Source organism: uncultured Cyclobacterium sp. (assembly GCF_963977555.1).
GTDB lineage: Bacteria > Bacteroidota > Bacteroidia > Cytophagales > Cyclobacteriaceae > Cyclobacterium.
Genome location: NZ_CAXBPD010000005.1, coordinates 182,355 through 203,305, shown reverse-complemented (window position 1 = coordinate 203,305; position 20,951 = coordinate 182,355). Strand labels below are relative to the sequence as shown.

Sequence of the window (20,951 nt, the reverse complement as noted above, 5' to 3'; positions counted from 1 at the left end):
AAAGTAAAAATGAGTCAAGCAAACGATTTTTTTAATTCCTTTGAGCAATTGGCCGCTTTTTGTTCGCAGGAGGAATACAAGGGGTACGATCCTTATGACAGTTTGAATAGCAAACTGTTTCAGTCCATCCCTTTACTATCGAAATCTCGCATTGCGAAACTGGCCTGGACCCAGTTTTTCAAACGAGCACCTATGAATCTTAGGCCACTTGTAGGAGTTCCTAAGGAGTTTAATCCCAAGGCATTGGGCTTGTTTTTGACCAGCTATTGTAACTTGTATGAAATTGATCCTCAGTCTGAATATTTGGGTAAGATTAATTTCTTCGGTGATAAAATATTGAGCCTCCAAACCAAAGGGTGGAGTGGCAGTTGTTGGGGATACAATTTTGACTGGCAGGCTAGGGCTTTTTTTCAACCGAAATATACCCCTACGGTTGTTGCTACAACATTCATCGCTTGCGCTTTACTTGATGCCTATGCTATCACAAAGCGAGAAGAATTTTACATAGCGGCAAGAAGTGCTTGTGATTTTGTATTGAAAGATCTTTACCGTACTTATGATGATAAGGGTGATTTTTCTTTTTCCTATTCTCCTTTAGATAAAAGCGTTGTTTTCAATGCTTCACTTTTGGGAGCCCGTTTATTGAGCAGGGTCTATTCAATCTCAAAGGAGGGAGAATTATTTGACGAGGCCAAAAAAGCAGTTAATTTTGCCTGTGGCTACCAGAAGGAAAATGGAGCTTGGAGTTATGGCACTTTGCCTTTTCATCATTGGATTGATAATTTTCATACAGGCTATAACCTTGAGTGTTTGTCAGACTATGCTCGCTTTACGGGTGACCATTCATTTGATGAGTATAGGAATAAAGGATTTGATTACTATATCAAGACTTTTTTTACATCAGAAGGTATTTCAAAGTATTATAACAACAGTACTTTTCCAGTGGATATTCATGCCCCTACCCAGTTACTAATTACGCTCGATAAGCTAGGGAAGTTTGATAAACACAGAGAAATGGCTGTGAAAGTGATGGAGTGGACCATTGAAAACATGCAGTCCCCAAAAGGGTATTTTTATTATCAAATCAATAAACACTTCACATCTAAAATCCCCTATATGCGTTGGGCTCAAGCATGGATGTTTTTATCATTTACCGTCTTATTTAAAAAGGAGCCTGGTTTTTATAAAAATGCTAACCCTAATAAGGGATCCTGATACCCAAATAAGTGGAGGTTTTAGGAGGTGATTTTAATGATAATAATTAAAGAATATAACTTGTTAAGTTTACATAAAGAGCAACCTGATGAAAGAGGTAAAAAGAATTAGTATTTGTAATGTGCCTGTAGATTCCTTGACCATGGAAGAAACAGTAGCATTAATAGATCATAGCATAAAAAAAAATGAGAATTTACACCATGTGGTAGTAAATGCAGCGAAACTAGTGAATGCGCAAAAAGATGCGGAACTGAAAGCTTCTATAGTTGAGTGTGATATAATTAATGCAGATGGACAATCTATCGTCTGGGCAGCACGTTTCCTTGGTGAAGACTTGCCAGAAAGAGTAGCGGGAATAGACCTTATGGATAATTTGGTTGGCTTAGCTGCCAGAGAAAACTATAAAATCTTTTTTCTTGGAGCGAAGGAAGATGTGGTAAACAAGGTTGTTAAAATTTACACCGAACAATACAATTCCGATATTATAGGAGGCTATAGAAATGGTTATTTTGGAAAAGAAGAAGAACTAGGTATCGCTGAGCAAATAAAAGCTTCAAAAGCTGATATTTTATTTGTTGCAATGAGTTCACCTAAAAAGGAGATCTTCTTGAATAAATACAAAGGGGTTATGGATGTTCCCTTTATAATGGGAGTGGGAGGTAGTTTCGATGTGGTATCGGGTAAAGTGAAAAGAGCACCTGTATGGATGCAAAACATTTGTCTCGAGTGGTTTTATCGAACAATGCAGGAGCCTGGAAGAATGTGGAAGCGTTACCTTACGACAAATATCGCGTTTGTGAAGTTGCTACTTACAGAAAGGTTTTTCCCTAGTAATAAAAGAAAAACCTAATTTAACCTAACCATTAAAATTTTGGAAAACAAGGGAAAACCAAGGTTACTGTTGGTCAACAATTATAGCATGGAGAATGCCTATACGCTTTGGGAACAGGGCAAAAGTGGCAGTCACCATGTGTGGGGTAAAGTGGAGCTGGAAGCAAGAGGAAAGGTCGAAGTTAAAATTTTTAAACATGAAAAATACCCTTTTATTAATCGGATAGGTAATTGGGTTGGCGTTAAACACTTAGACCAGCAGTTGAGATTATTGAACTATGGCAAGCATTTTGACATATTGTATGCGCCCTATTCCTGGTCAAACACGAGGCTCTTAATTCTCTTGAAAATGGTGGGTTTATATAGGAAGCCAATTTTAGTAACCATACACCAACCTTTTATGAAAATGAATTCTTCAAATTCATTTTTAAGGTGGTTAAGTAAGAAGTTTTTGTTTCAATATGATGGTATTATTTTCCTTAGCGAAAAGCTGATGGAACACACAGTAAAGGCACTAAATGTTACGCATAAGTATGATTTAGATAAAATTGAGACGGCACAATGGGGGCCAGACACCAGGTTTTATGATAAAGTCGTAAGTTCCAAAGAAGATAGGTTATCTTATTTTATAAGTGCAGGTCATACTGCTAGGGATTATGTGACATTAATCGAGGCATTTAGGAAAATGGACCATCAACTAAGGATATTTTGCACGCCTAATTCCAAACCAGATGTAAAGGAGCTACCTGCTAACGTAACCATTAATGCTTCGTTTATACCCTATGAGGAATTGCTTAAGTTTTACAAGGAATCTATAGCTATATTAATACCCCTTAAGTACCCTGAGAGCCAAGAGGGTTGCCAAGGGATGACAAGTTTACAAGATGTGGTAGCTTTAGGAAAGCCAACGATAATTACAGAAAACCCAATGATTAATATTGATGCTGCAAGAGAAGGTTTTGGAATTACTGTTAATAAAGGAGATGTAGATGGTTGGGTGGATGCAGTTGAGCTTTTAGCGAAAGACAAACAAATGTTTCGCCAAATGAGTGACCATGCTCGTCGGGTATACTTGCAAAAGTTTAATTCGGAATTATTTGGGGAAAAATTAGAAAAGGCAGTGTTTAAAATTCGTTTAAGTTAGTTATATTAGGTTAATATTTTGATTTTTTAAATCTATTTATCATTTTATACTATTAAATATATATTTAAGATATGAAATTATTTGGTCTCACCAATGTTTCAATGGAGGACAAATCAGATTATAGATTTGAGGAGTTGAATGAATCGAAGTTCATCAAGAAAGTAATTGATGAATTAAGAGGTATTATGCTTCAAAGGTTTGATGAATTCGAATTCTTCATTTATTCTAAACACCGTGTGAATAAGAAGAATCCTGATTCTGGCACCGATATTATGCCACCTAGTGGAGAATATAAGTCAAACAAGAAAAAAATCTTGCTTTATTTTTCGGATGAAAGGGCCTTAGACCCCAGTGTTTTTTCTGATAAATACTTCGCCATTTTTAAATCTTATATTGGCATGAAAGCCGTAGCAAAGAATGTTTTTCCTATGGCTTTGGGTTATGTAAATGCAGTTCCTGAACTCCCAAATAAACCAATCAATAAAAGAAAATACAATGTTTTTTTTAGGGGTAACCTTAACATGAACAGAATTAATTTTTACCGTGTATTTTCGAAATGGGGTTCTATTTTGCCATCTGAAAACCTTTTAACACATGATTACTACAGGAAATTTTTGCTGAAACTTGGAAGTGATTTCAGCTCATTTTTCTCCAAATCGATTGTAATTTTTAACAACGGTTTTAAGGCCGGTTTCTCTCCTGAAAAATATGGGGAAGTTCTTGCTGACTCTAAAATAGTATTGTGTCCAAAGGGTTATTTCATGACGGAATGTTTCAGGCATTTTGAAGCCATGAGAGCGGGCTGTGTCATTATTTCTGAACCATTACCGGATACTCCTTTTTATGCCAATTCTCCCTTGATTCAGATTGAAGATTGGGAAGAGGGGTGTAAAGTTGCTCGGGAGTTATTGAAAGATGAAAAAAAGCTTGAGGCGCTACATCAAGAAACACTTTTATGGTGGGAGGAAAAATGCTCCGAAAAAGCTACTGCCCAATATATTGTGAACAAGATTGAAGAATTGGAGCTTACATAATTTGAATTATATTCATGGAGAATAAGATCAAAATACTTTTAATCAACTCCTATTCCTTTGAGAAAATCTATGACAACTGGAAAAAGGGAATCAATCCAAGTCATTACCTAATGGGGAAGATTGAATTAGAGAAATCAGGAGATTTTATTGTGGATATCCACAAACACCAAAAGCACCAGTGGCTTGACAAAATTGGTAAATATCTTAAAATTTCTTTCTTGGATCAACAGGTAAGGGCTTTGGCGATTTTGAAAAATTATGACTTGGTGTACATGCCTTATCCAGTTTCTACCAACAGGTTATTGACCTTATTGAGTATGATTGGGGTTGTGAAAATACCACTTGTAGGCTTAGCGCATCAAAATTTCATTTATTATAAAAAAAAGGATTCAATTCTTAATAAATTAGGAATAAAGCAACTCAGACAATTTGACGCTTTTGCATTTTTCTCAAGAAATTTGATGAAAAAAACCCAAAGGGATTTGAACTATGATAAGGATGAAAAGGAAAATAAATGTTTTTCAGTCAGTTGGGGGGCAGATGTAGCCTTTTATGAGGGGATTAAAGCGGATAAGAATAGTGAAGCGTTACCTTATGCTGTTTGTGCTGGTACTGCTGACCGGGACTACGATATACTTATAAAGGCTTTCGAAGGATTGCCCTTTAATTTGAAAATTTACTGTACTCCTAAAACCATACCGGCATCGGTAAATTTACCCTCAAATGTTTCTGTAGACACGACTTGGGTGCCCTATGATCAGCTTTTAAAGGCCTATGTGAATTCGTCATTTATAATCATCCCACTAAAAGAGGAGATAAGAGAGAAAGGCAACACTTATGGCTTGACTGTTTTATTAGATGCAATGGCTGTTGGTAAACCAGTGTTGATGACGAAGCATTCCTTTTTGGATATCGATATAGAGGAAGAAAAAATAGGACTTTGGGTAAATGATAATACGGCTGATGGGTGGAACAAAAAACTGAAGCGTATGATTGGTGGGGAAATAAACCTTGATGAAATGGGCAAAACATCGAAAAGGCTCCATCTGGAAAAATACAATATTCAAAATTTCGCCGATCAAATGGCGGAGGTTTTTAAAACAGTTCTAAAGCGAAAATAATTTTCAACTTGTGGATTTACCTAGTTGTGTTTTGGTTTTATTACTAATATTTTATCTCAGTAGACAAATTATTACTTTCGACTTTACAGCCATTTGAAATGGTGCTCAGCTCAACCGACTAACATTAATTAATCCTTTTATACCGGTTTCTTTATGATCAAAAAAAAAGGTCTCTGAAATTTATTCAGAGACCTTTTTTATGGTAATTGCTTTATTAAGGATTGACGATTAGCCTTTGCTTATTAATGATGGTTTGCTCGTTGCTAATACTTACGAGATAGACGCCTTGAGAAAGATTGTCAAGTGGAATATTGAACTGATTGGTTGAAGTTTGGATCCCGCCTAGATCGAAATGGCTAACCAATTGACCGTTCATATTGTGAATAAGAACTCTTCCTTGACCAATTTCAGCATTAAGTTCCAAAGTAGCTCTTCCTTTAGCAGGGTTAGGGAAGATACGAATTTCATCAGAAGTAACTGTTTCAGTGAAGACATTCATTTCTTTATAACCCCTTTTGTACATTTCTTTATAGCCTCTATTAAAGGAGTTTTGAGCAGTTCTTAAATTAGTAGCTATACTCCCACTTTTTGCCTCACTTCCAATGATTGCTATTCCAGAGATACTTGCATTGTTTGCTGTAGCATTTAATTCCAAGGTTAAAGCACCATTTGTTACTTCGATATTTTCGAAGGACAATAAAGTTGGTTCATTGTTGTTTTCAACAAATAGGTCAAATTTGCTTTTTAATACCTCGCCTTGAAGAGAAATGTCATAGACTCTCTGACCCGCTTTAGAAGTACCTCCAGCATATCCAAACCATACTTCATTGTGCATGGTAAAGACAGTGTATGTGCCATTGGGGACAGGGATGGTGTATTTCAGATTTTTACCACTTCTTTCCGACTGGAAAAGAGGTTCTACAGCTATTTTAGAATTATCATAACGGCCAGTCCCTTGGTTGTAATATTGTTCCGTATTTGCTTCAGCAAGGTAAGTGATGCCATTTAAAGTTGCATTTGATTTTCCACCAGTATTTAAAAAGAAAAGGTGTTCAGAACCAGAGGTCTCAGCGGCCTCTTTGCTTTCCTGAATTATCGATATACCAGAGATGGAAGCATTGTTTTCGCTTGCGATCAATTGCAGGTTTAATACGCCGTCTTTTACTTCGATTCCTTCAAAAGTAAGGGTTGTCTGTTGGTTATTGTTGTAGGTAAAAAGATCGAAATTGTCTTTAACTACCTTGTCTTCCAACAGGATATCGTACACCCTTCTGCCTTCTCTGGCTGAAGCCCCACCTTTTCCAAAATACAACTCATTGTGTAAGGTTTTTACCGTATACGTCCCATTCTCTACTGGTACTAGGAATTTCAATGAAGAAGCATATCGCTCTGACTGAAAGATTTTTTCGCTGCTAGCACTTACATTGGTGTAAGTCTTCGAATTTGGTGAGTCTATGTATTCACTTCCAGCTACAAAAACGTTGTTTTGAAAAGTAACAGCATCCTGATAGCTAGTGTTAAGGTATTTAGTAAATTGGGTTTTTTCAGGCGCTTTAGGAGTCTCTGATACCATAGGAAGAATAGCAATTCCAGATATGAGGCTGTTGTTTGCCGAAGCATTAAGGTCCAGGTTAAGGAATCCGTCAGTGACCTCTACATTACTAAAAGAAAGAATAGTTTGCTGATTTTTGTTTTCCAGGTAAAGGTCAAGATTGTTTTTGACTACTTTTCCCTCGATGGCAATATCAAATACCCTTTGTCCAGCCCTTTCGGATCTTCCATTTTGGCCAAAGTACAATTCATTGTGATACGTTTTAATCGTATATAACCCATCTTCTAGAGGTATTTTAAATAAAAGCGTTTTGTTAAATCTTCCAAATTGGAATAAAACGTCATCACTAGCATTATTGTTTACTGACACATTTGATCCTGAAGTCACTAAATATTCATTGTTTAGTTTTTCGAAGTCCTGACCATTGAAAGCTATTGTTTCTTCATAACCAACATGATAATAAAACCCTTCCAATACTTGGCTTGACCCACTTTCTATAGGTGTACTTTCGACAATGGCTACTGCTTTCTTTTCAGCCGTAAATTCAATTTCCGAAGAAGTACTAACATTTCCATCTTTATCTGTAACAGAAGCCCAAACATAGTTTCCTCCAGCAGGAATTTCTGCTATAACTGCTTCGAAAGGTAGTTCATCACAAGAACCTACCAATTTTAAACCACAATAAAAGTCTACTTTTGCGATATTGTTGTCTAGGTTAGTTACCTCACTGGTCAAAGTAATTTTGTCTCCTTCAGTAATCTGACCCAGGTCCTCCTTCACGGCCAAATCGATACTTGGCGTTTTGATGATCTCAATTTTATCTTCAATCTCAGTCCCTTTGGCAACTCGGATGAGCACTACTGAACCATAAGCAGGAATCGTAACTTGTCCTGAGAATTTTTCTAATTTTGCGTTTACATATTCACCAGACAAGGCGATAGTTTTGCTGCTTTTAGTAGGGTTGTATTCAAATACGATTTCTTCTTCAGGGTTGATAAAAGAAGCCTCAACTTCTACAAATTCCAAATCATCCATCCAATAGGTTAAGTTCGTTTCAGTAGTGGTGATCAACAGAGATACTTCATTTACATCAGCATAGGGAGAAACAAGCACTTCAAAACCATTAAGGCTAGTATTTACTTCGAAAGTGGTCATGGCAGATAATTTCTCCCAAGGAGTACCAGTATACCTTAAATAAGCCGAAATGTTTCCTACTTTGTTGGCCACAGCGTTGAACTTCAATAAATAGGTTTTGTCTTTTTTCAATTGTCCTAGGTTGACTTTCACTGCGCTAGATCCTGAACCGCTGATCTTAAGGGCGCCACCATTTGTTTTGCTATTGACTTCCCATTCTCTAGTACAATTGCTGCAGTATACATCGCTTACACTTCGATCGAAGGAAGAATTAGCATATAAGCTAGAACCGATTTTTTTATTGACAGTATAAGTAGATAGCGCTACTGAATTACTTACCGAGTTTTTATCTTTACCAAATTTATCACTCCACTGCTCAAGGTTGTCTATGGCAGCCTCTTTTTTGCCATTTTTCACATATTCATTTTGGATACTGAACTCATCACCAAGAGGCCTAAAAAAGTAATTTTTATCAAAACTACCCATTGATTGAATGTCATCTTTGTAGGTTTTGATAGCATATGAGTTTTGATCAGAAGTCTTTGCAAAAAACTGATTATTTAAGATACTGACATCCCTTGTGTCTTCACCGATTACGCTGTTACCAACAGTAATGGAAGAATGAGAGTTAAAAAATGTATTGTTTGAAACCAAGACTTGGTTGGAATTGGACATTTTCAAACCAGAGTTTTCAGTGTTTCCAATGGTGTTGCCAGTGATCTCAATGTTGTTGGAATTGTCATCAAGGAATATACCTTCAGCTAAAGGCTTGTAATTAATTCCCTTATCAGGAATGCCACCTTTGCTTCCGATACTGTTAACAACGATGTTACCTTCGATTTTTCTGCCTCTATAACCTTGGTATTGAACTCCACCGAAAGTGTATATCCCACCGCCATCACCTTTGATCTGACAGAAAGTATCTACAAAGTTATTTTTTACTACCGTATAGTTACCATTAAATTGTATGCCATTGAATCCAGAATTGATAATGGCATTGTTTTGAACCAATATTTTTTCACCATAAGCAAATATGCCAATTCCTGCAGCGTCTTCATTTTGAGTTCTACCAGCGATCAAAGCAGTCTTTTTTATCTCATTGTCTCTGATAATTGCGTTATCATTGCCATACCTAAGGTACATACTGTTGTTATAGGTATTAGTGACCTTATTTCTTTCGATTATCAAGTCCAATACACTTAAGGCAAGGATGCCATTTTCACCAGAAAAACTAATCTCAGAATCACTTATTCTTATATTTCTTCCGCCTTTTAATTCTATTGCATCGTTGTTTGCCCCTTTAAACTGAATGTTTTCAATATGAATGTTTTCGTCCCTATAGTCTTTGATCAGTAAGTTCTGTAAAGTACTTACTTCTACTTTCAAGGAAGAAGGATTGCTATTACCGAAATAAACATTTATTTTTTTAGTGGATGGGTTAAAATACCATTCTCCAAAAGTATCTAGCGTTTTAATGTGGTTCTGGATGAAAAAACCAAATTCTTTTTCAGCTTTATATGCGCTGCTTGAACCATCGTAACGAATTTGATTTCCACTATGTGAAGAGATTTGATGAGTATCAATAATCCATTGATTCTTTTTGATGACAACTTCTCCGCCATTCCAACTAGATGAACCACTCAAATCGCTACTGGAAATTAAGTAATTACCACTTGTTTCCTCGATGTTTAAATAACCTTCATTTGCAATGTTACTATTAGGGTATCTTCCCATCTCATGAATTTCTCCATTGATTAAAAGAACCTTTACCGTATTGGTGTTAATGGATGAAGTACTTTCATAAACGCCGTTTCCAATAGACTTCCAACCATTCACAGTTTTCAAAGAAGTGATCACTGGTTTTGCTCCAGACCCGTAAGCTCCGATTTTAATAGGAGAGGTGGTAGATCCTGATGCTTGAATGTGTAAGGTGCCATAAAAAATATCCCCTCTATTAAAAAAAACAGCATCACCAGCTTTCAAGTATGGGAAAAGAGAATTGATTTTGTCAATCGATTTCCATGGTGTGGCAGGGTTTTGTGCCTCTGCCAATGATCGTGAATCATTTCCTGATTCTTGAGAAACATAGTAATTTGTAGCATACCCTTGCGTGATAGATAAGGCTAGGGAAATAAGAAAGGAAATGGAGAAAAATAACGCTTTCATTTTATTCTATTTTAAAGTTTATATTCTTTTCAATTTTTGCATCCACCTTATTCTTCAGGTGTTTGTTAATTTTATCCTACTTTTTTTGATTTATGAAGTCTTAAAACGGCATTTCGATTAAAAGAATCTTGTTTTTTGATTTTCATATATATCAAAATGAAATTCTAAATATGAATCTCATTTCAATAATAAACGGTATAAAATTCTTAAATACAAACTTTAAGTGTTTCCGGAAATCATCTAGAGGAAAGGAAATATTGAATAATTTCAATAGGTGAATTGAATATTGCTTTTGGAATTCTAAATTTTGTCGATGATCTAAAAAATGGAAGTGGAAAATTTTTTAAGTTTTTTTTCACTTCCTTAAATTATTTTCCGTAATGGAAGAGAAGTAGGTAAATTTCGTCCAATCCATCTGATGAGGATGAAGGAATTCATCAATTTAACAGGGAAGAAAAGCGCATTTAATAAAAGTTTCTATTTTTTAAAGTATAAAAATGTGGTGTAACTGCTTTGTACAGAGTGGATAAGTAATGGTTATGTATTCAAAAAGATGGTGGGCGTCTTCTATGTAGTCAACGGCCTTTTGGAGTTTGGGAGAGTTCAAACCTGGGTTATGCAATAGGAATTGTGGCGCCTGTCCTGTGTTTACGGGGAGGGTTGAAGCCACAAGAAAATCAGGCTTGTTGGAGGTTTAGCATAGCATCGCTATGGTGAAATTAAAAACAGGAACGAAGTAGCTAATTTTCTCTACCGCCTCGGATCAGCACATAATAGATGGTCTATTGCATGTTTGAGTTTGTTAGCGTAAGGCCTAGAGGCTGTGCTATTGCCAAACTCAAAGGGTATATGCTGGAAATCTGAAACAATGTTTTGCATGTTGTCCAGTTTAAAAAAATAGGCAAAAAAAAAGGCCTTGAAATTTTCAAGGCCTTTTAAAGAAAAAGTGTTTTTTTATGGTGTTACAGAGAGTTTCATCCTCTCCAATACTTCGCTTTCTGTAGAAAGGGTTACAATGTATACACCTTGCTTAAGCTGGTGGACAGGTATGTTATAATTACCATCCGTATTTACAAGCGTTTCAGAATCAAAGTAATCAATCAATTGACCGTTGAAGTTATGAATGCTGATGTAGAACCTACCCAGATCCTGTCCTAATTCTAATGTAGTAGAAGTAACAGCTGGATTGGGATACAGTTTGTTCTTGAAGGAATTGGAGGTAACTGCGTTTTCCCTCAATTCACTAAGTGAAGAAATTTCTTCCGTTTCACTTACAATCTGTCTTAAATTCAAATTGCCAGCATTTTCCTTAGTACTTGGGAATACGGCTATTCCTGATAGCAAAGCATTGTTTTTGATGGCATTTAGGTTAAGGTTTAAAATACCATCCGATACTTTAATGTTTTCAAATCTAAGCGCAACTGGTCGGTTTGAGTTTTCTAAGTAAAGGTCAATATTGTCTTTTACTTTAATGTTTTCTATATGGATGTCAAAGACTCTATTGTTTGGTCCAGTGAAATTAGAAATCTCTCCGAAATAATTTTCATTGTGGTAGGTGACCACAGTATATGTACCGTTTGAAACCGGGAATTTATAACCTAATTCCTTTCCATAGCGATTAGATTGATAAAGCTGGTCTGAACTAGATTCAGGTACATTGTATTTAAGTGAATTTGAAGGTATTTGCGTAATGCTACTTTCAGAAACGAAATTTATATCTTTATAATAGGTATCCACTTCACCCCCTACATTTACAAAGAAAGAATCTTTTTCCAATTGATCATATAAGCCGCTCATAGGTATGATGGCTATTCCTGATAATAGTGAATTGTTGACAGAGGCTTTAAGTTCGATTTTAAGTTCTCCATTGCTTACGATTATTTCATCAAAAACTAAAATGGTTTCCTTATTACCACTTAGTTCATAAAGGTCAAGGTTATTTTTAACCAATTGATTCTGCAAGAATATATCAAACACTCGCAAACCAGGTTTTCCATCTGGGTGGGCGGCACCAAAATAATTCTCTATGTGGTAGGTTTTTACTCTATACACTCCATTTTCTACAGGTATGTTATAGGTCAAGTTTTCCGCAAATCTAATCGTTTCAAATATTGGGAAATCCGTTGCTGAGGTGTTTTCTGAAGTTCCAGAATTAGAATAATATTTTGTGGAATAATCAGATACAAATTTATTGCCTTCATGCATTACATCGAGTAGCCCTCCAACGTTTATGTATTTCGCTCCTTCGACAGGCTGAACAGGATTGGAAACGCCTTTCTCAATAATGGAAAACGCAGATATTATAGCATTGTTCGTAGAGGCTGTAAGGCTTATGTCCATGTAGCCATCTGTAACCACTATGTTTTCATGAGTTAGTAAAACCTCTTTATTGCCATTTAAGGTGTATAAATCTAGTTTATCGTATTTAGTTTGATTTTCAACGCTAATGCTAAAAACTCGTTTCCCTTTTCCTCCGCTTACTCCATCTAATCCGAAATGGATCTCTTGGTGATATGTTTGGAGGGTATAGGTGCCGTTGGGAACAGGTATTCTATAGTAAAGTTCTTCATTGAAATCGGCAGAACCATATATACTTCCATCTAAATCTCGGCTATTGTAATTTCCCGTTTTAATATCGGTAGCACTTAAATTGGTGAATTCTTTTCCATCAAAAGATTTACTATCGTTTGAACCCATATTTATATGAAGGGAAAAAGCATCACCAGAAGGAGGAGTTCCATCGGCTTCAGCACTATTTATTTTAATGGAAATAGGAGATGAAGTTGCTATTTTATTATTGTTATTATTAATCAAAACAGCATTTATTTGATGGGTTCCTTCAGTACCATTCTTCCATGTGAATTTATAAGGATGATTTGTAGTCTGGCCTATTAATTTATCCCCATTGTAGAATTCAATCTTATTTATATTCTCAATATCTGGAGTTACTTCAGCTCCGATATTTATCTCTTCTCCTAAAATATAACTACTGTTGGTGCTTGGCGAGGATATTTTTATTTCTTGTTCAACAGGTGGAGGTAAAGTAGCTGGTGGGGTTGTACTTATATCTGATGTTTTTAATAATAAAACAGACGAATAAGGCGCTATTTGAATATTTCCTGAAATAGACTTGCCTTTAGTATCTTTAAAAGTCCCGTCCAAAGTCAAAGATTTTGAGGATTTAGATGCATTGTACTCAAACAAAAACACATCATTTGGATTGGTAACCTTTACATCGGCTTCTTTAATTTGTAAATCATCAATCCAGTATTCCCAATTACCAACATCTGAAATAAACATAACTACCGGACTTTCAACATCTGCATAGGGTTTAATTAATACAGAATATTCTTTAACATCTGTGCCTAACTCCACCGCTGTACTGGGTGAAATAACTTCCCATGGGGACCCTGCATACCTTAAAACAACTCTTAAAGATCCACTTTTATTGCTTTTTGCTTTAAATTTTACAACATAACTTTTGTCCTGTTTAACGCTTCCTATCCTCACCAATGCTGAGGAATAATCAGGGCTCTTGATTTTAATGGACCCACCTGATATTCCATTCGAATCCCATGACTGGGTACAGTCGTTACAGTTAAAATCATCAATACTTTTGCTAAATGATATATTATCATAAAGCCAACTTCCTAAAAACTTAATGAGGCTAAATGGTTTGACTTCATTTTGCTCGAATATAGAAGAAGTAAGGTCTTTATTGAAACTTTTTTTCCACTCATTCAAATCCTGAATCTTGATTTCTCTTTCATTGTTTTTATAATAAGAAAGATAAATACTATGATTGTCACCAAGAGGTCTGGCAAAATAATTATTATTAAAACTACCAAAACTAGCTAAATCGTCCTTAAAGGAATTAATTCGGTAAGAATATTGATCAGAATATTTGGAGAAAAATACATTTTCATGAAAATTCACATTTCTGGTGTCGGCTCCTCTATCGCTGTTGCCAACAAGGGCTTGAATATAGGAATTGTAAAATGTATTTTCTTTAACGGTAACATTGAAGTTATTAGAAGCCTTAATACCTGAGTAATTTGTATTGGCGATGGTATTCTTAATTACTGTTACACCATTTACATTGTCATCTAGGAAAATTCCGCTACCCTGTGGATTATGGGTTGCAGATTCGTGGTGGGGAGTGCCATTATTCGTTGATAGACCATCCAAAATTATATTGCTTTCAATGACCCGATTGCTGAAGTTAGTAATCGTTTTGCCTCCAAAAGTATAGATACCACCACAATCATTCTTCAAAAGACAGAACTCCTGAATTAAATTGTTTTTAATTGAAATATTATTTCCACTAAAGTGAATGCCATTGAAACCTGTTTGCTTAATAGTATTATTTTCAATAAGAATGTTATTCCCAGATATCAAAATACCATTACCATTATTGTCTTGATTTTGGCTACCACCATTAAATGGGAAACTGTTTTCAATAATATTGTCTCTTATGACGGCATTGTCATTCCCGTACCTCAAATTCAATCCAGTATTCAATGAATAATTAACTCTGCAATTTTTTATAACCAAGTCGCTAATGTTCAACGAAGTAATACCATTTTCTCCAGAAAATTCGACTTCAGAGTTGTTTAGAACAATGTCCTTGCCTTCACCAATATAGATAGCATCTTTTATGGCACCTTTAAAGTGAAGGTTTTGGATTAAAATATGATCTACATTGTAGTCTTTGACAAGCAGATTTTCTAAGGTACTTACCAAAACCTCTCTGTTATTTGGATTTGTATTTCCAAAATAGACGTTTAATTTTCTGCTGCTATTATAGAACCATTCGCCAAATTTATCCAAGGTGGAAAGGTGGTTTTGTATGAAGAATCCATACCCTTCTGAAGGAGAATATGCCCCTGAACCATTATAATTTACTTTACCTCCAGAAACGGAGTTGATTTGATGCCTGTCCAGAATCCACTGGTTTTTTCTAATTACTACTTCAGCGTTGCTGTAGTTCGATCCCGAAGACAGTTCATTGCTAGTGACCGAAGAGTTACCTGATGAGGAAGAGATTGTTAAGTACCCACCGTTTGAAGCATCGCTGTTTGGGTACCTTCCTCTTTCATAAATTTGCCCGCCTATCGTAACTATATTAGATTCAAAGTTTGAAAAAGCGTTTGTGCTTTCATACCGGCCATTTCCAATAGATTTCCATCCTGTTACTTTTTCGAAGGAGGTAATTATTGGTTTCGCTCCAGAGCCATAAGCATCAATCTTAATGGGGTTACCGGGAGAACCTCCTTCTTTTACTTTGATAGTGCCATAGAATACTTCTCCTCTTTTAAAATAAATACCGTCACCAGGCTTTAAATTAGAGAAAATGGCATTCAATTTGTTAATACTCTTCCAGGGAGTGTCGGGGTTTTGAGCTTCTGTAGCACTCCTGGAGTCATTTCCGCTTTGATTGGAAAAATAATAGTTTGTAGCATTGGCCATAATGCTCAGGAGGAAAAGACCGAAACACAGAATTAGTTTTGGTAAAGTGGTATTCATTTGTAATCGTATTTAATTGGTGGTTGGTTAATATATAAGCAACTTAGGTTTGAAAATAAATATAAATTATCACCCGAAATCCTAAGATTCGGGCAGGTAATTCAAGTGGAATATAATAGTTGGCCTTCTCCACATGAACCCTCTCTTCTAACTTGATTATTCTCACTCTATTTTTTGCTATCGCTTGGGTAATTAAATGTTTGCGATGGCATGATTGTGCAATGAAATTTCGTACCAAAAATTTACTTTTGGCTTTATGTCTAAATAAAATAATTTCAAATACTGCTTTTAGAGACGTAAATTGGCTTATAATTAATTTCACATCTATATTTAAGCATGTAATACTAATTAAAATGCATTTAACATGCAAATTAATAATGTTTGATTATTTTAATTATTTTTTCAGATTTGATTGTTGGGCAATTAATTATTTAAGTATGTGGGGTTAGTTCCCACAAACTGTTTATTTCTTCAACAAGTTTATGAAATTATTGGTGAAAGAATAAACATTTGGCGAAAAAATATTAAGCAAATTTTTGTATTGCTGTATTAACGGATTAGTTTATAATATTCTTTGGAAATCATACCTATTTAGTTTAACAGTTTGTTAATTAAAACAAGTAGTGGCAATCCAATTAGAAGTAGGGATGGACATTTTGAGGTTGTTGGTGACCTTACAGAATGTTTCAAGCCATTATAATAGCTCCGCCATTCGAATAAAAATATTAGAATTAAATTCATTTAACTTTTAAAACTTTACAGCCCTTATCGATTTAATTCTTGCCTAATTTTTTAATTTATTTTGAGGTTAATCACTTGAATTATTGGAGGTGTTAACCTATGATCAATCGTTAGCGGAATAATAGTTCTAATAGAAGCTTAAGTTGATTATTTAAGCAATGATAAATCGCACCTCCCACTGTTCCTTTTAGGATTCCATTCAAACTAATTATCCATTTCCGTGCTTTTGCTAACGTTATTTGACGCCGATTCTATTTTAAGTTTTTGATCATTTTCATTTCGGAGATACAAGGTACGTGTAGGGAAGGCAATGGATATACCCATAGATTGGAATTTGTCAAAAATTTCAAAGTTGATTTGTTGTTGAATGTCCATATAAGTGTTGTAGGCAGCATCTTCTATGAAATAAACCACTTCAAAGTTTAAGCTGGAATCTCCAAATTCTTTAAAATGAGCCCTGTCAAAGGTTATGGGTTTCTGATGGTTAACGATTTCCTTAAGTATCTCTGGTATTTGTTTTAGATCGTTTGTATTGGTTTCATAACTAACTCCTACGGCAAAAAGGATTCTCCTCCTTTGCATTTTTTTATAATTGTGAATTCTAGAGCTTGTTAAATCACTGTTGGCGACGACAAGTTGTTCCCCGGAAAGTGTTTTGATTCGGGTTGTTTTAATGCCAATTTTCTCTACAATTCCGTTTTTATCATCTATAACAATGAAGTCTCCAATTTCGATAGGTCGGTCGAAAAAGATTACAAAATAGTTGAATAAATCACCTAGTATATTCTGTGCAGCTAAAGCTACAGCAATACCGCCAATACCCATACCTGTGACTATAGCAGTGACGTCATAGCCTAGATTATCAAAGAGGAATAAAAAACCAATTCCCCATATCAATACGTTGATAATAAGGATTATGCCGCCTATTTGCTTTACTTTTTCTTGGCCATTTTCTTGTTCGCTTACCCAGGTTTTTAACAATAATATCAGAACCCTGGAAACAAGCCTTATAATATAATAGGCAAGTACTACTGTATGAGTATTGGAAATAATGTTTCTTAAATTATCAGAAATCGTTAGGGTTTTTATTCCGAAAAATACAATAGAAATATAAAGGGCAGGGATAACAAATTTTTCTATGGCTTCAACCAAATAATCATCGAAATGCGTATCCGTCCTTTGAGTCAGCTTTTTGAGTTTCTTTAATAAGGTTTTTTTAAATACTCGAACAATTAGAATACCAAGAACAATAAAGCCCATCGCCATTAAATAATCCTTTGTAGTATTGTTCCAGAGTTCTATTGATAGGTAATCGTCTAACATATTGGTGGTGGTTTGGTGGTTTATGGAATTTTAAAGTAGTATAACCGTATATTTCATAGGAATGGTTCAAAAAAAGCACTTTAAATATGGTTTTTGGTAAAAATAAAAGGAGTCACAAATATTGTGACTCCTTTTATTTTTATAATGAATTTCCTGAGATTATACAGGACTTACTGCATCTGTCTTTTTAGAGTTTTTTTGCCAGAAAAAGAAAATTGTAAAGAGAACAATTAGTATTATGGGGAAGAAAGCCATGTTTTGAAGCGTGGCTTGTCCGGCGGCTAGTTCTAAAGCATCTCCAGTTAAACCTTCTGCACTTGATTCAGCTCTGGCTGAATCAATCCACCCACCGATTATAGATTGGAATATCGCAGTAGAAAACATACCAACACCACCTATGATAGATAAGCCCAATGCGCCACTAAGTGGAACTCTTTGCGCAACTGCACCCACCATGACAGGCCAGAAATAAGCTACTCCCAGGGCAAATATTACAGCTACGAAATAGGCTGCCGGTCCAGTTACAATACTGAAAAGGTATATGCCTATTGTGGCTAAAATAGCTCCTAATAATAAAACACCAGTTTGACCAAGTTTGGCTACAACAGGTCCTGCAAAGAACCTTGCTACTGCCATTACTCCGGTAGTCAAGGCCAATATGATCATGGCATTTGCACCACTGTTGGCCAAAATGATATTCACCCACTGTTGAGGTCCAAATTCTGAAATGGCAGTAAGTGCCATACAAACGAAGAGGAATAAGAAAACTGGGCTAAATAAAGCTTTAAAGTTATTAAGGAGAGAGGTTGAACCTTCCACTTTTGCTTTTGGAAATGCTTTCCCAAAGAATAAATAAGCGTATATAACAGTTGGAACCATGGTGATCCACATTTGGGCTTCCCATCCTAAGTTCAATCCAGTCATGAAAGTAGAAATTAAGGCGCCTATCATTATACCACCTGGGAACCACATGTGGAACCTGTTGAGCATCTTATTCATTTTCACCCCGGAGTACATGTCGGCAATCATAGGATTACATGCTGCTTCCGTACAACCATTTCCAAATCCTATGAATAAAGTGGAAATCAATAAGGTGGTATAGCCACCAGCATAAATGGTCAATAAAATACCTAGAGTATGGGCTACAAATGCCACTCTCATTATGTTTTTAGGTCCAAAAGAGTGGTAAACAATACCACCAATAATCATGGAAATAGGAAAACCTAAAAACCACATTGAATTAATAAATCCTAATTGGGTTGCGGATAATCCGAATTCTTCGCCAAGCTCAGGTAGAATACCAGCTCGAATACTAAAGGTAAAAGCGGTGGTAATCAGGGCAAAGCAACTCCCGTTAAAGAGTGCGCTTTTGTTAATGTTTTCGTTCATTGAATTTGGGTTTAGAAGTTTATATACTTTTTTTTTAGATGGTTGTTCAAAATAATTGGACAATATAAAAAAAAATGAATCTACCTTCTGTCCTTTTGTATAAATTATCATTAAAATTTTGCTGAATATACATTTAATCGCTTGAATGTATGTGTCTTACATGTTTGATATTCTTTTTTCTATTCGAATAGCTTTTATGTGGTGGCTATTTCTTTCCATAAACTGTAAGGTTTTATCTTTGATGATTGTGTTTTTATGGAATTTTCTACCCGTTGGATTCTGGGTGTTATGGAGATTTAAGAATAGTCTTTGCCTATTTTCTATTTTTTTTATGCTTGTAAATCAGGTTGTAAGAAAAAGCCGTACGGAAATATTTTTTGTATTTATGACTTATTTTTTTAAATTTGAAATGATATCAAAATAATATCTAAACAATATGGAAAAGACAATTAAACCTCAATCTGGATACTTTATGGTATTCCTGGCTTTCTGCGTGCTGGCCTTCCTTGTATTTGCATTTATGGGTAAAATCCCCTTTCTTTTTGTGCCTGGTGTAATCGTACTGATTTTTATTTTACCAGGGTTTTTTATTGTTGAACCAAATAAGGCAATGGTACTTTTGCTTTTCGGCTCCTACAAGGGAACGGTAAAAAACGACGGTTTTTTTTGGGTAATACCTTTCATGACGAAAAAGAAAATCTCTTTAAGGGTTCGTAATTTTGAGAATAAACCTTTAAAAGTGAATGATAAAATCGGTAACCCAGTAATGGTAGGTACCATTGTGGTGTGGCAAGTCGCTGACACCTTTAAGGCCTCTTTTGATGTTGATGATTATGAGAATTTCGTGCATTTGCAAGCTGACGCTGCTGTTCGGAAAATGGCAGGAACTTATCCTTATGATAATTTTGAAGACGAGCATGCAGAAGTGACCCTCCGTTCAGGAGTTGAAGATGTTAACAAATCCCTTGAAGATGAGATAAGTGCTAGGTTGCAGCATGCAGGTATCAAGGTTATTGAGGCTAGAATTTCTCATTTAGCCTACTCATCAGAAATTGCATCTGCCATGTTGCAGCGTCAGCAGGCAACCGCAATTGTGGCTGCCAGAAGGATGATAGTAGATGGAGCAGTGGGGATGGTGGAGATGGCTCTGGAGGATCTTAAACTAAAAGGGATTGTCGATTTTGAAAATGATAAAAAGGCAGCAATGGTAAGTAATCTAATGGTGGTATTGTGTTCGGATAAAAACGCAAGTCCAGTTGTAAATGTAGGCTCATTAAATCATTAGGCTATGGTATACAATGAGTCGCAAGCATTAAAGGACACTTGGTTTGTTCCTTTATTCTTTGGTATCCATCTGTTGGTAATTGTCGTGGCTTTACTAAATGGCTTGGTGGAGGCAGGAGATCCTTCGATTTATATGGGATTGGCGATTGTTATGTCTGCTTCTTTTCTTATTGGTTGGTTGATCGTTAGTATGAAGCTTGTGATCAGGTTAGACGCCATTGGTCTTTCTTATAAAAGTCCTCCTTTTATTAATACCTGGAGAAAGTACAAGTGGGAGGAGATAAAGGATATTCAACAAATTAAGAAAGCCTCAATATGGGCAGGCGGAGGCTTGGGCTTTCATTATGATCTAAAAGGGGAGTGGAAATACTTATTCAGTACCCCACATGTAGTGAGGGTCTCAGTGAAAGGTAGTAGTTTTGTATGGAGTACCCGTAATCCAGGTAAAATTCTGGAGGCTTGGGAAGAATGGAGACGTGAAAGGTAATATT

11 protein-coding genes are annotated in these 20,951 nt (G+C 35.6%); 7 read left to right on the top strand and 4 right to left on the bottom strand.

Going from position 1 to position 20,951, the window contains the following annotated elements; all coding sequences use genetic code 11:
- Positions 1 to 9: 9 nt before the first annotated feature.
- From AAC073_RS08070 to AAC073_RS08050, 5 genes are all read left to right on the top strand, one after another.
- Positions 10 to 1,215 (top strand): delta-aminolevulinic acid dehydratase, encoded by a 1,206-nt coding sequence (locus tag AAC073_RS08070; protein WP_339923345.1) that lies wholly within the window; start codon positions 10 to 12, stop codon positions 1,213 to 1,215.
- Between the two features lie 88 nt (positions 1,216 to 1,303).
- The gene (locus AAC073_RS08065; RefSeq protein WP_339923344.1) at positions 1,304 to 2,065 is read left to right on the top strand and encodes a WecB/TagA/CpsF family glycosyltransferase; all 762 of its coding nucleotides are present in this window, start codon (positions 1,304 to 1,306) and stop codon (positions 2,063 to 2,065) included.
- 21 nt (positions 2,066 to 2,086) lie between these two features.
- A complete protein-coding gene (locus AAC073_RS08060) occupies positions 2,087 to 3,190 on the top strand; it encodes a glycosyltransferase (RefSeq protein WP_339923343.1) in 1,104 nt (367 codons plus the stop codon).
- Between the two features lie 71 nt (positions 3,191 to 3,261).
- Positions 3,262 to 4,224, top strand: coding sequence for a hypothetical protein (locus AAC073_RS08055; RefSeq protein ID WP_339923342.1), 963 nt, complete (start codon positions 3,262 to 3,264; stop codon positions 4,222 to 4,224).
- A gap of 14 nt (positions 4,225 to 4,238) precedes the next feature.
- Positions 4,239 to 5,345 carry a glycosyltransferase gene (locus tag AAC073_RS08050; protein ID WP_339923341.1) on the top strand — a complete coding sequence of 369 codons (1,107 nt, stop codon included), beginning with the start codon at positions 4,239 to 4,241 and terminating at the stop codon, positions 5,343 to 5,345.
- Between the two features lie 214 nt (positions 5,346 to 5,559).
- Here the strand turns inward: AAC073_RS08050 and AAC073_RS08045 are convergent, their stop codons facing one another.
- The 4 genes from AAC073_RS08045 to AAC073_RS08030 form a co-directional block, all read right to left on the bottom strand.
- A complete protein-coding gene (locus AAC073_RS08045) occupies positions 5,560 to 10,197 on the bottom strand; it encodes a malectin domain-containing carbohydrate-binding protein (protein WP_339923340.1) in 4,638 nt (1,545 codons plus the stop codon).
- Positions 10,198 to 11,151: 954 nt separating this feature from the next.
- Positions 11,152 to 15,723, bottom strand: coding sequence for a malectin domain-containing carbohydrate-binding protein (locus AAC073_RS08040; RefSeq protein ID WP_339923339.1), 4,572 nt, complete (start codon positions 15,721 to 15,723; stop codon positions 11,152 to 11,154).
- Positions 15,724 to 16,668: 945 nt separating this feature from the next.
- Positions 16,669 to 17,787, bottom strand: a complete 1,119-nt coding sequence (locus AAC073_RS08035) for a mechanosensitive ion channel family protein (RefSeq protein WP_339923338.1) — start codon at positions 17,785 to 17,787, stop codon at positions 16,669 to 16,671.
- Positions 17,788 to 17,946: 159 nt separating this feature from the next.
- Positions 17,947 to 19,176 (bottom strand): MFS transporter, encoded by a 1,230-nt coding sequence (locus tag AAC073_RS08030; RefSeq protein ID WP_339923337.1) that lies wholly within the window; start codon positions 19,174 to 19,176, stop codon positions 17,947 to 17,949.
- 436 nt (positions 19,177 to 19,612) lie between these two features.
- Between AAC073_RS08030 and AAC073_RS08025 the strand changes: the two genes are divergently transcribed.
- Complete coding sequence (locus AAC073_RS08025) at positions 19,613 to 20,461, top strand: SPFH domain-containing protein (RefSeq protein ID WP_339923336.1); 849 nt, start codon at positions 19,613 to 19,615, stop codon at positions 20,459 to 20,461.
- Positions 20,462 to 20,464: 3 nt separating this feature from the next.
- Positions 20,465 to 20,947, top strand: coding sequence for a hypothetical protein (locus AAC073_RS08020; protein WP_339923335.1), 483 nt, complete (start codon positions 20,465 to 20,467; stop codon positions 20,945 to 20,947).
- The last annotated feature ends 4 nt before the right edge of the window (positions 20,948 to 20,951 follow it).